The following is a 12824-nucleotide window of genomic DNA, read 5'->3' on the forward strand; positions in this document are numbered from 1 at the left end:
GGAACTGTGTATGGCTAGAGTCGCGGCATGGACGAGCCCCGCACCGACAGCACCATCCGCCTCGACAGTCGCGCCGTGCGCGCGCTCGCCCATCCGTTGCGCTCGCGCATCCTGAGCCGGCTGCGCACCCACGGCCCCGCCACGGCGACCGAGCTCGCGAGCGCTCTCGGCACCAACTCGGGCGCGACCAGCTACCACCTGCGCGCCCTCGGCGAGGTGGGACTCGTGACCGACACCGGAGAGGGCGAGGGACGCCGCCGCGAGTGGCGTGCGGCGAGCGAGCGTCACTCGTGGGTCGACTCCGACTTCGCCGGCGACGAAGACGCCCGGACCGCGCTGGCGTGGCTGAGCCGCGACTACGTGCGTCAGTTCGCGGCGGGGGCCGAGCGCTGGCTGGATGCGGCCGAGCACTGGCCCGCGGAATGGGTCGACGTGCTGGGCCTGTCCGACGGCTTGCTGACCGTCACACCCGAGCAGGCCGCCGCTTTCTCCGCCGAGCTGGCGGAGCTCATGGCGCGCTACCGCGATGCGGGCGCGGCAGACGCACGGGCACGCCGCATCCACGTCACCTCCTTCGCGCGGCCCCTCGACCTGGACGACGCGTGATCGACGCCGCCGGCGCCCAGCGCCGGCTGCTGTGGCTGACCGCGCTGCGCTGGCTGCCGGTCGGAGTGACGTTCGGACTCACCGCGCTCCTTCCGCTGGAGCGCGGTCTCAGCCTCGTCGAGGTCGGCGCGATCCTGTCGCTGCAAGGGATCGTCGCGCTCGTCCTGGAGCTGCCGACCGGCGGACTCGCCGACACGCTGGGGCGCCGTCCGGTGCTGCTGATCGCCGCGCTGATCGGACTCGCGTCGACCGTGCTGTTCGTGCTCGCGCAGGATGTGGCGGCCTTCGCCATCGCGATGCTCCTGCAGGGCGTGTTCCGCACGCTCGACTCCGGCCCGCTCGAGGCCTGGTACGTCGACGCGGCGCACACCGCCGATCCCGACGCCCCCGTGGAGCAGGGGCTCGCCCGCGCCGCCACGGTGCTCGGCGTATCGATCGCGGCGGGAGCGCTCGGCGGCGGACTGCTCGTGGCGTGGGCGCCGCTTCCCGGCAGCTCCGCACTCGTGCTGCCGTTCCTCGTGAGTCTCGCGCTGTCCGCCGTGAGCGTCGTCGTCACGGCGGTCCTCGTCGTCGAGCCGGCACGCCCCCGCCGTCGTGTGCGCGGCGCGTCCTCCGGCACGTCGGGACTGCTCGGGGCGCTGCGCCTGGTCCGCCGATCCCCCGTCCTGCGGGCGCTGCTGGCGGTGGAGGTCTTCTGGGCCGTCGCGATGGTCGCGTTCGAGACCCTCACACCGGTGCGGCTGGCGGAACTCGCCGGCGGCGAGGATGCTGCGGGCGCGCTGTTCGGGCCCGCATCCGCCGCCGCCTGGGGACTCTTCGCTCTCGGCTCGCTCCTGGCGGGGCGTGCGGCCAGGCGATGGGGCGTGGCGGTCACCGCGGCGCTCGCCCGCATCCTGAACGGCGCGTTCGTGGTGGTCATGGGCGTCGTCGCGGGGCCCGTGGGCCTGCTCGCCGCGTACGGCGCCGCGTACCTGTCGCACGGAGCCGCCAGCCCCATGCACAACACGCTGCTGCACCGCCAGGCCGACGCGGGCACGCGGGCGAGCGTGCTCTCCGCCAACGCGATGGTCTCCGGCGGCGTCTACAGCGCGGGCCTGCTCGCCCTGACCGTGCTGGCCGAGCACACCGGTACGGGCATCGCCTTCGCGGTCGCAGGCGCCTTCAGCGTGTTCGGTGCGCTCTGCTATCTGCCGGCCTGGCGGGCCGAGCGCGCGGCCGGCCGAACGTGAGAGCCATGGACTCTGCGTCCACAGATCGACCCCGGCGCGGCCCGGGCACGCGGCCATTCCGTAACGTAAGGCTGTGATGCCCGACGCCGTCGCCCCCGTCCGCGCGTTGCGCACCGTCCCCTTCCTCGCCGCCGTCAACCTCGCCGCTCTCGGAGCGTTGACCGCTCCGGCGGTCGTGGGACTCCCGGTGCGGGTGGCGGCGCTGGTGCCGGCCGCCGATCGCGCGGGCACGCTCGCCGTGGTCATCGCCGCCGGCGCCCTCGCCGCGATCGTGGCCAACCCGCTCGTCGGGTTCCTCTCGGACCGCACACGAGTCGGGTGGGGCAGACGACGCCCCTGGATGCTGGCCGGAGCGGTCACCGGGCCGCTGGCGACCTGGTGGCTGCTGGGCGCGGGCGACCTGTTCACCCTCGTGCTCGCGTGGATCGGGATGCAGGTCTGCTACAACGCGGTGCTGGCCACGGCGGCCGCCCAGCTCGCCGACACGGTCGAGGAGAGATGGCGAGCGGGGGCCTCCGGGATCTTCGCGGCGGCCGCCTTCCTCGGCACGGTCCCCCCTCTCGTGATCGCAGCGACCCTCCCCAGCCAGCTGGCGCTCGCCTCGGCGATCATGCCCGCCGCTGCGGTGATCGCGGTCGTCCTGTGCGTCCTGTTCGTCCCGGATACCGCCGTCGCGACCGTCGGTCCCCCCTCCCGCCCCTCGTGTCGTCCTCGCTTCACCCTCGCCCCCGGCTTCGCCGTCGTATGGGTGCAGCGGCTCCTCCTGCAATCGGCGTTCTCACTGACCACCGCCTTCACCCTGTACTTCGTCATGGACCGCATGCTGCGCGATCAGGCGTCGGCCACGAGCATCACCTCTCTGTCCACCGTGCTCGGCGGCGGCGCCATCGTCGTCGCCGCCGTCACGATGGGACTGCTCGCCGGTCGCCGCGGCGACTACCGGCCGTTCCTCGCGGCCTCCATCGTCGGTCTCATGGCGGCCTCTCTGCTGCGCGCCTTCGCCGCGGAGCCGATCCAGCTGTGGACGAGTGCGCTCGTGGGCGGCCTCGCCATGGGCACCTTCTTCGCCGTCGACTTCGCCCTCGCGCTGCGCACGATCCCCGCCGAACGCACGGGCGCCTACCTCGGGATCCTCAACGCGACCGAGACCATCCCCCAGGTCGTCGGCCCGCTGGCGGCTGCGGCGCTTCTCGCCACGGGCGGCGATGCACTCGGCGGGCGCGGCGGCAACTACGTCGCCCTGTACGTGACCGCGGCGGCGGTGGCGCTCCTCGCGCTGGTGCTGCTGCGCCTCGTCGCTTCGTACGCGCGCCGCCCCGTCAGTGCTCCGACCCCGGCAGATCCAGCGCCGCGAGCGCACGAAGGGCGTCGACACGCGAGCTGACACCGAGTTTGCGGTAGAGACTGCGCAGCTGGGATTTCACGGTGTTCGGCGAGACGACCAACGCCGCCGCGATCTCGGCGACCGTTTCGCTGCGGGTCAGCTCGTCGGCCACCGCGATCTCGCGAGGCGTCAGCTGCACACGACGACGAGTAGCCGGGATCATGCCGATCCGCCCGGCACGCGCGATCAGCTCCTGCACATCGGGATCGACCGCGATCTCTGCGATGGCCTCGAGCGCGTTGGCCGGCACCATCGCCAGCGGCACCAGCAGGGCGCGCTGTTCGAGCACCACCGCGAGACGATCCAGCATCCGCCGGGCTCCGTCCGGGTCGGTGCCCCCCAGAGCGAGCGCGCCGACGGTGAGCGCGAGGTGCTCCGACTCGATGCGAGCGGATGCGGCCATGCCCGCCGAGGCCTGCAGCACGCGCACGGCACCCTCCACGTCGCCGGCGGCCAGCGCGATGCGTCCCAGGCTCACGCCGCGCCGCACGGGATCCTTGTCCTTCGCCACGACCCGCTCCGCCCCGGCGGCATCTCCCGCCGCGAGCAGCACGAGAGCGCGCGTGTGGCGCAGCCTGCTGAGCGTCAGCTCGGACGTCGCGTGACGCGCCTGCTGGGTGCGCAGCGCGTTCGCGAGCACGGCGTGCGCTGAACCCACCCGGCCCTGCGCCAGGGCGATGAGCACGTCCAGGTGCGTCAGCAGCGGCCAGTGCTCGATCGTCGCACGGTGCGCGTCCAGAATGCGGAGGGCGGCGTCCGCCGCATCCGGATCACCGCCTTCGAGGGCGGAGAAGCCGCGCGCGAGTTGGAGGAAGCTCCCCGGATACCCGTCGATCCAGCGCTCGGGCCATGCGCGCGAGAGCGCTTCGTCGATCACCTCTCGTGACTCGCCGACCTCGCCGGTCACGGCGAGCGCCCCGGCGGTCAGCGCCAGTCCCTGCAGCCCCGCGAACAGACCCTTCGCGTCGCTGACGGCCGTCGAACGGCGGAAGCAGTCGAGCGCCTCGGCGGTGAGGCCCCCGTAGAACAGCGACGTGCCGATCTGGTTGTACACGGTGGGCTCATTGCGTCCCAACCGGTCCCGTTCGGCCGCGTCCATCTCCTGCAGTGCGCGGTAGCCGTCGCGGGCGGCGGCGAGCGCACCGGAGCGCCCGGAGACGCGGTAGGACGTCGTCTCGATCGCCCGGAGCAGCACGCGGTCGGCGGGCGGTGCGCTGGCCCGCTGCATCCTGGCTCCGTAGATGGCCAGGCCGAAGTACTCGAGCGCGCGCAGACGCTGGGTGCCGCTCGCGTTCGCGACGATCGCCAGCACCATCGCCACGAGCGGCCGGGTACGCAACGACAGCAGCGGCACGTGAGCGAACAGCTCCGTCAGACGACCGCGGTACGTGAGCAGCTCGTTCCAGTGCCGCCGCAGGACCTCGTCCACGAGCGATGCATCGTCGATCTCCGCCGCGCGTCGCAACGCCGAGAACGCCAAGCCCCGCTCGAGCTCCCAGCGCGCGACCCGTCGGATGATCTCGCGCACCTCGGGTCGCGAACGCTCGCGACGCAGACTCTCCTCCGCGGCCAGACGGAGGAACGGTGAGAAGACGAACACGGCGGTGGAGTCTCTCGGACCGGGTGTCTCCCAGGAGCCGAGCCCCTCCGCCTCCGCCGTCTCGAGGAGTCGCAGCGCGTCGGCTCGGCCGGAGATCGCCTCGGCCAGGCGCACGTCGAGCGCGTCGGCGACGGCGACCGTCTCGAGGAACGCCACGAACGCATCGTCCCAGTTCCCGCCCCGCAATCGCAGCAGGGACCGGGCGGCCTGTTCGACGTTCACCCCTGGGGCACCGACGTCGCCGAGCGTGAGCATGCGGGCGAGAGCGGGCACGCCGCCGCCCGCGACGATCTGGTCCGCGGCCTGGGCGTCGCCGGTGAGCTCGAGCGCCTCGGATGCGGTCAAGGACAGCTCTCCCCTGCCCACGATGACGGCGTCGACGAGGACCGCGAGGCTCGGCTCGGTGAAGAGGGAGGCGCGACGGACCGTGACGCGCACGAGCAGCTGGGGGACGTCCGCGAGGAGGTCGATGAGCCCTCGGACGGTGACGTCGGAGAGCCGGTCACCATCGTCGAGGGCGACCACGAGCAGGCCGGGCCGGCGCCGGAGCCCGCGAGCGAGCAGACCCCACGGATCGTCGTCGACGGCGAGGGTCTCCGCGGCCGTGCGGAGCGGGTTCCCGTCGTCGAGGAGCCCGGCATCCACGAGCTGCGCGGCGAGCTGCTGGACGAAGGGTCGCGGTTCGCCGCCGCCGTCGCGCACCCGCATCCAGACGCCGCGGTGCGCGGTGCCGCGCGCCCACTGCGCCATCGCAACCGTCTTGCCGTACCCCATGGGGGCGTGCAGGACGACCAGCGGAGCGGCGTCGTCGAGCGCGGCCACCAGTCGGGGTCGCGCGAGGACGCCGACGCCGGCGCGCGGCACAGCGGACAGGCTCATCGGGTCGTCTCCGGCGACGTGCCCGGGTGTCGAGCACCCCGCCGCCGACTCCACCCTACGACGCCACCCGGACGTCGGCCCGATACGGCGGGCGGCGGCACGCCGATGCCCCCGTCCGCATCAGCGGACAGGGGCGGGCGTGCGCTCACCGAGTGCGGCATGTCGGCTCCGCGTCGCCACCCCGCACGTGACGGAGTGACGACGCGGGGATCAGGCGCCGGCCCGGCGTCGTCCTCGTCCGACCAGCACGACCATCAGGCCGATCGTCATGAGCAGCAGTGCCGCGAGCACCGCACCCGTGATCGACAGGGTCAGTCCCGTCATCGCCAGCGCTTCGGGTGCGTAGGCGTGGAACGGATCGCTGTCGGTCAGTCGCACGGGAGCTCCCGACGCATCGGTCACCGGGACGGGCTTGCCCGACCCGTCGACCTGCGGCTGCCCGGTGGGCACGCCATCGCTGTCGGCGGCAGGCACGAGGGGAGTTCCGCCGACGCTGACCGTGTCCGCGTGGGTGACGCCTTCGCCGAGGCGCAGCGTCCCCTCTGCGAAGAAGGACGCACCGGGCGGGATCATCCCGTGCCAGGTCCCGCTCGCGACGAAGTCGTACGCCGCCGGCCCGCCGAACGCCGACAGGTCGGCGGTCCAGCGCTCCACGTCGGGACCGGTCGCGGTGACGTCGGTCAGGTCGATCGCGGTCAGCCACGTCGAACCCGTGTTCGTGACCACCCAACGCACCTTGTGCTCGCTGCCCGCCTTGTACTTCACGGCGTGAGCGCGGTCGTTCGCGTCCTGGGCGTCGTCGACGAGGGGCTTCGTGGGCACCACCCAGTCGCCCGAGGCGTCCTTCACCGCAGGATCGGCCTTGTCACCGTCGTACTTGATGACCTGGATGCCGGACGTGAACGCGTTGTAGTCGTCACGATCCGTGACCGGGATGCCGCTGGCGACACCCTCGGCCTCGACCACCGCGCGGTCGACATGAGGTTCTCCCCCGTCGAGCGTGAGGGTCGCGGATCCCGTGATGACCTCACCCGGGCGCCAGACCGCATCGCCCGAGAACGTCTGCTCCCAGCGCGCGCTCCAGCCGGAGTCCTGCTGGGTGGCAGGCAGCGTCGAGCCGTCGGGCAGCGTCCACACGAGGGACTGGATCCCGGCGCCCGAGAGGTTCTCGTCGCTCAGCACCACGCGGTGCAGATCCTCATCGCCCGTGTTGGTGACGGTCAGCACGATCGTGCGGGTCTCGCCGTTCTCGTAGTTCTGGCCGTCCGCCATCGTGTCCGCGTCGTTCGCGATCGTCGTACCCTCGCCGTCACCCTTCTCGATGTCGACATAGGGGCCGACACCCGTACGGGCGTGGAAGGGGTCGTCATCGGTCAGCACGAACGGGATGCGCTGGGTCGGATCCGACGGGTCGGGCACGGTGGCGCGCACGGCGTCTCCGTCCACGATCAGCGGCTGGCCGTTCGGGGTCACCCCGTCGGCGGCGACCGCGGGGATGACGACGGTACCGGCGACGTCGACCGTGTCCGCGTGGGACTGCTCGGCGGGCAGGGTCAGGGTTCCCTGCGCGAAGAACGAGGCGCCGGGCGGCAGCAGGCCCCGCCACGGACCGCTCTCGGCGAACGAGTAGTCCGCCGGTCCGCCGAACGCCGACAGGTCGGCTGTCCAGTCGGAACCGATGGCAGGACCCGCATCCGTCGTGTCCGTCAGCGTGATGTCGGTCATCCAGGTCGTTCCGGCGTTGGTGACCACCCAGCGCACCGGCTCGGCCACACCGACCGGGTATTCGACGGCGTGGTCGGCGTCGTTCGCGTCCTGCGCGGGATCCGCCAGGGGCTTGGCGGGCGTGACCCACGCTCCCGCGTCGTCGGTGATGGCCGGGTCGGGCTTGTTGCCGTCGTACTTGATCACCTGGATCGCACCCGTGAACGCGTTGTAGTCGTTCGAGTCCGTGACCGGGATGCCGGAGAGCTGACCGACGGCGTTGACACTCGCGCGGTCCACGTGGACCTCGGAGGCGGTGCCCAGGGTGAGCGATGCCGTGCCGGTGATCACGTCACCGGGCTGCCATGGCCCTGCCCACGACGCGGACCAGGTACCGGTGGCGGGGTCCTGCGTCGCCGGCAGCGGTGTGCCGTCGGGCAGGGTCCAGCTCATCGAGACCACGGCACCGCCTGCGATCGTGACGTCGCCGAGCTCGACCGAGACGAGGGGCTCGTCACCGGTGTTGGTGGAACGGAACACGATCGTGCGCGTCTCTCCGGGCGTGTACGCCTCGCCGTCGGTCATCGTGTCGGCTTCGTGGGCGATGGCCGTCCCCGATCCGTCACCCTTCTGGATGTCGACGATGGGGCCGACCCCGGTCTTGGCGTGGAACGGGTCCTCGTCGGTCACGGTGAAGGGGGTGCCGTCGTCGCGCTTCGCCGTGACCGGCGTGCCGCCGGAGGTGGCGGGTTGATCGGTCGGCTTGCCGTCCGCATCCGCTTCGGGCACCACGACCGTTCCCACCACGGTGACCTGGTCGGCGTGCGTGGTCGATGCCGGCAGCGTCAGCGTGCCCTCGGCGAAGAACGAGGCGCCGGGGGCGAGAAGCCCCTGCCAGTTGCCGTCCTTCGTGAACGAGTAGTCCGCGGGGCCGCCGATGCCGGAGAGGTCCGCCGTCCAGTCGTCGCCCACGGCGGGACCGTCCTGGGTGAGGTCGACCAGCGAGAGGTCGGTCAGCCAGGTGTCACCCGTGTTGGTGACGACCCACCGCACCTTCTGCGGCGTGAGCACCGGGTAGGTGACCGCGGTGTCCTCGGTGTTCGCGTCCTGCGCGGCCGAGAGCAGCGGCTTCGCCGGCACGATCCAGTTGCCGGTCGTGTCCTTCACCGCAGGGTCGGGCAGGTTGCCGTCGTACTTGATCACCTGGATCGCCCCCGTGAAGGCGTTGTAGCCGTTCTCGTCGTCGACCGGCTGGCCGGAGAGCGCGCCCTCGGCCGTCACCGTGGCGACGTTCTGGTGCGCGCCGTCACCGACGCCAGGGGTCAGCACGGCCGTACCGACGATCACGTCGCCGACGGCCCACTCGGTCGTGCCCGGCGCGAAGGTGTTGGCCCACTCGGCCGTCCAGACGCCCGTGGCGGCGTCGTAGTCCGCCGCCGTCGTCGATCCGTCGGGGAAGGCGAAGTTCAGCTGGGTCACGGCGCCTCCGGCGACCGTGGCGTCGGTGAGTGCCACCTTGCGCAGCGGCTCGGGACCGGTGTTGACGAGCCGGAAGACGACCGCGCGAGACTCATCCGGGCTGTACGCCTGGCCGTCCGTGACGCTGTCGGCTTCGTGGACGATGGCGCCCGTCGCCCGGTCTCCGTCTCCCTTGCGGATCTCGACGGAGGGCGTGACGGTGGTGGGATTGGTGACCACGACGGCGACGGTCGTGGCGTCACCGATCGTGAGGGTGGCCCCGTTCGCAGCGGGCGTGCCGCCGATCGTGAGCGTGGGCGTGCCCCAGGCGGCGCCCGAAGGCAGTCCCGTCGTCGGCGCGACCTCGGTCACGGTCACGACGGTCCCGGTCGGCAGGGCCGGCGAGGTCGCCGTCTCGCCGTCGCGCACGGTGAGGGTGCCGTCACCACCCGACCAGGTGTAGTCGATGTCGAACGTGGTGCCGGGGTCGAGGAGCGTCGCACCCGGTCCCGTCACGTCCTTCGTCACAGAGAACTGGCCGTTGAGCGGCGTGGTCGGGTTCTGCATGGTCACCTGCACGGTCGTGCCGTTGCCGATGGTCACCGTCGCGGTGCCGTCGCCGTTGTCCACGACACCCGTTCCGGAGAAGGCGACCGCGCCCCAGGCCACGTCGGGCAGGGTCGGCGGTGTCTTCTCGCGCACCAGAACCGTCGATCCGGTGGGCAGCGCCGCGGGTCCCGTGACGGTCTCGCCGTCGGTGACCTCGGCGAGGTCGATCCAGGTCGTGCCGCCGTCGGTGGAGTACTGCGCGACGAACGCCGTCGCCGCGGGCACCCGCGGTTCTCCGGGCCCCGTGACGTCCTTCGTGACCGAGAACGTACCGGTCAGCAGTGTCGAGGGGTTGGTGAGCGTGAGTGCGGTGTCGGTGCCGTCACCGACGGTCACGGTGGCCGTGCCGTCGCCGTTGTCGCCGGAACTCCACGCGGGCGTCGCGAAGGAGACGCTCGGGTCGGCGCCCGTGATGGTGGGCTCGCTCAGCGTCACCACCGTGCCGTAGGGCAGCGGAAGGCTCGTCGCCTTCCAGGCTGCACTCTTCAGTTCGAGCGTTCCGCTGCCGGCGGCCGAGGAGTAGGCGACCGTGAAGACGGCGTCCTCGAGCTGGTCCGAGGCCAGCGTGAAGTCGCCCGTGACCTGCTTGGTCACCGTGATCGTGCCCGGCGCGAACAGGGTGTTCGTCACGACGAGCGCGAGGGTCGTGCCGGTGCCCGTGAGCGCACGGTAGCCGTCGGCATCCGCCGCGCCGGCCCCGGTCACCACGTACGACTTCACCTTGGCGTCGCTCTCGGAGAGCTTGATGCGGGTTCCGACGGGCACGGTGAACGTGCCCGAGACCTCACCCGCTTCAAGGGTCACGCTGTTCTGAGTGAGCGGGGGCGAGAGGGATCCGCCGCGGAAGTCGCGTGCGGCGAGATCGATCGTGAACTCCTGTCCGTCAGTGGCAGCACCGCCCGAGGCGTCGATGTCCTTCTCGACCGTGAACGGCACGTTCGCGACGAATCCGGCGTCGATCGTGTGGTCGTTGAAGCCGGCTCCTGCGATCGTCACCGAAGCTTGGCCGGATGCGTCGGCGTTGGAGTCGATCGCCCGGTCGCCGCCCTGGGCGGTCTTCGTGAACGACGCGTCCTGCCAGCGCACGGCACCGAAGCTCGTCGCGTTGGGCCCGCGCAGGTCCATGGTGCCCGAGGTGGGCTTCACGAACGTCACCGTGTAGGAGCCGGAGGTCGCGAAGCCGTCGGCGTCGGAGCGGAAGTAGTACTCGCCGTTCTCGTCCGTGACCTTCGTGGCGACGACGGTTCCCGTGCTGTCGCGCAGCTCGACCGTCACCCCCTCGATCGAAGGCTCATCGGCATCCTGGATGCCGTCCTGGTCGGCATCGAACCACACGCGGTTGCCGATCTCGACCGGCGCCTCCCGGGCGGCGAGAGAGACGGCGCCGAGGCCGCCGCCCTTCTGGAATGTCCCGTCGGCCGACGCGCTGCCTCCGCCGTCGGCGGTCTGCTCGTAGCCGGAGAGGGAGCGGCCGTTGCTCTGGTTGAACCACTGGAGGCCTGCCAGTCGGATCCCGCCGAGCGGGTCGTAGGTCGTCGCGACGACCTCACCCGTGCCACGCATGCCGATGACGGAGCCGAGCGAGGTCTCGTGGTGGAAGCTGCCGGAGCCGAGGTTCTGGCGGTCGTCGTAGAACTCGCGTCCGCCCGGGCCCTCGGGCGTCGCACCCACGGCCGCGGTACGGGTGCCCACGACACCGTTGTTCTCCATGACGAAGCCCGCGCCGTTGGGAGCGGCGATCAGCAGGTCGCCGCCCGAAGCGGTTTCGTAGAAGCCCGTGCTGACGGTGCCCCAGTTGCGGTTGCCGCCCTGGACGGCCGTGCGGTCGAGCAGTCCGAGGCTGAGGTAGCCCTGGTCATCGAAGTACATGCTCGAAAGGATCGGCTGGGGGTAGATGTGCCAGCCGCCGTTCGCCTCGCTGACCGAGCCGCCCGACCACGTCCACGTGTCGGTCCAGCTGTTCCAGCGCTTGGCCTGGGTGCTCAGCGCGCCGAGCGCGACGTCGCCCTTGGCGTAACCGAGCGATGAGGAGAGCACCTCGGTCCACGTTCCCGGCGCACCTGCGGGCGTGGAGAGCACGTGAAGCGACATGCCTGCCGCGGCGGCGGAGAGCCCGGGCCGCGGACCGGACGCGGTCTCGCCGGAGTCGACGTAGCCGACATAGATCGAGCCGCCATGCACCGTCACGGCCCAGGGACGCTGGCCGTCGCCGAGCCCCAGATCCCAGGACGTGTAGCCGGTCGGCGTGACGGAGGGGTCGGAGACGTCGATCGCGTAGAGCTTCTTGTCGTGGAGGTTGATGAAGAACAAGGTCGAGCCGTCGGCGGAGAGGGCGACGCCGCCCACGCCGATCTTGCCCGCCTTCTCGAAACCGTCGACGTCGTGGGTCGCCGTCGTCCCGGAGGTGAGCCCGCGGGAGGCGTTCGTCGCGGCCGTGCCGAGATCGATCCCCAGGTCGGTCAGATCGAGCCACGGCGTGACAGACCCGGCGGCCGAGGGCTTGCCGTCGGCGCCGAGCACATCGCTGACCCGGTAGACGCCGCCGATACCGAGAGACCCGAGCCCGCTCTGGCGCTTGTAGGTCGCGAAGGCGAACACGCTGTTGGACTGCGGCTGATAGACGACGCTCGAGACCGCACCGACCTCGCCGAAGGTCGCGAGGGTCGTGAGGTTCGCGAACCCGGCCGGCTGCGCGCCCCGGTAGCTCGCCTCGTACGGGAGTGCCGTGATCGCCGCTCCGTTGATGGCTGCCGGCGAGCCGCCCTGCGCCGCTGTCGGGGCGCCCGCCCGCTGGATGGAGGTGACGATCGGCGCCTTGGCCTGCGAGTAGTCGCCGGGCTGGTTGAGGGCGAAGTCGACGCCGGACTGGCCGACCTTGGCGAACTGCACGCTCGTGCCGTTCGTGCCCGCGGCGCTCGTGCCACTCGGCTCGTACGCGGTGGGCCAGTCGGAGAACTCGACGCGCACGTCGGAGCTCAGCGCGTCCGATGCGTCGATCGCGTAGGTGCCATCCGCAGCGGAGGTCGTCGTGCCCAGCAGCGTGCCGGCGCCGTCGACGACGGTGACCGTCACGCCGGCGAGCCCGCGGTCGTTCGCCTGCCCCGTTCCCGCGGCGTTACCGGTGTCGAAGAAGCCGTTGCCGTTGAAGTCGCGGAAGACGGTTCCCCGCACCTCGTCCTGCGGCGCAGCGGATGCGGGTGCCGCGGCGGCGAGGCCTGCGCCGGTGAGGGCGAGCGTCCATGCCATCGCCGCGCCGAGCAGGCGCCGGCGAGCGTGTCTAGGGCGGGCAAGGGCAGTGGGCATGACGATCCTCCGGCGGACTCTTGGGCGGTCTCGGGCGGGCGTGCGAGAACAG

At 71.9% G+C, this 12824-nt stretch carries 5 protein-coding genes; 3 read left to right on the top strand and 2 right to left on the bottom strand.

The genetic code is table 11. The features are described 5' to 3' along the window. Positions 1-27 precede the first annotated feature (27 nt). From LXM64_RS12900 to LXM64_RS12910, 3 genes are all read left to right on the top strand, one after another. On the top strand, positions 28-606 hold the full coding sequence (locus LXM64_RS12900) for an ArsR/SmtB family transcription factor (RefSeq protein ID WP_234073541.1): 579 nt from the start codon (positions 28-30) through the stop codon (positions 604-606). Further along, entirely contained in the window at positions 603-1835 is a 1233-nt protein-coding gene (locus tag LXM64_RS12905; RefSeq protein ID WP_234073542.1) for an MFS transporter, read from the top strand. Before LXM64_RS12900 ends, LXM64_RS12905 begins: the two co-directional genes overlap by 4 nt. 76 nt (positions 1836-1911) lie before the next feature. Continuing rightward, a complete protein-coding gene (locus tag LXM64_RS12910) occupies positions 1912-3219 on the top strand; it encodes an MFS transporter (protein ID WP_234073543.1) in 1308 nt (435 codons plus the stop codon). Here LXM64_RS12910 and LXM64_RS12915 read toward each other — a convergent pair. Further along, on the bottom strand, positions 3155-5698 hold the full coding sequence (locus tag LXM64_RS12915) for a LuxR C-terminal-related transcriptional regulator (protein WP_234073544.1): 2544 nt from the start codon (positions 5696-5698) through the stop codon (positions 3155-3157). The two genes, LXM64_RS12910 and LXM64_RS12915, sit on opposite strands and share 65 nt — an antisense overlap. A 210-nt stretch (positions 5699-5908) precedes the next feature. Continuing rightward, positions 5909-12772, bottom strand: coding sequence for an SdrD B-like domain-containing protein (locus LXM64_RS12920; protein ID WP_234073545.1), 6864 nt, complete (start codon positions 12770-12772; stop codon positions 5909-5911). Positions 12773-12824 lie beyond the last annotated feature (52 nt).

Origin of the sequence: Microbacterium binotii, from assembly GCF_021398715.1 — a bacterium.
Taxonomy (GTDB): domain Bacteria; phylum Actinomycetota; class Actinomycetes; order Actinomycetales; family Microbacteriaceae; genus Microbacterium; species Microbacterium binotii_A.

Coding starts and splice junctions, on each gene's coding strand:
- LXM64_RS12915 (WP_234073544.1), bottom strand. CDS start 5,698: ATGAGCCTGTCCGCTGTGCCGCGCGCCGGCGTCGGCGTCCTCGCGCGA.
- LXM64_RS12920 (WP_234073545.1), bottom strand. CDS start 12,772: ATGCCCACTGCCCTTGCCCGCCCTAGACACGCTCGCCGGCGCCTGCTC.
- LXM64_RS12900 (WP_234073541.1), top strand. CDS start 28: ATGGACGAGCCCCGCACCGACAGCACCATCCGCCTCGACAGTCGCGCC.
- LXM64_RS12910 (WP_234073543.1), top strand. CDS start 1,912: ATGCCCGACGCCGTCGCCCCCGTCCGCGCGTTGCGCACCGTCCCCTTC.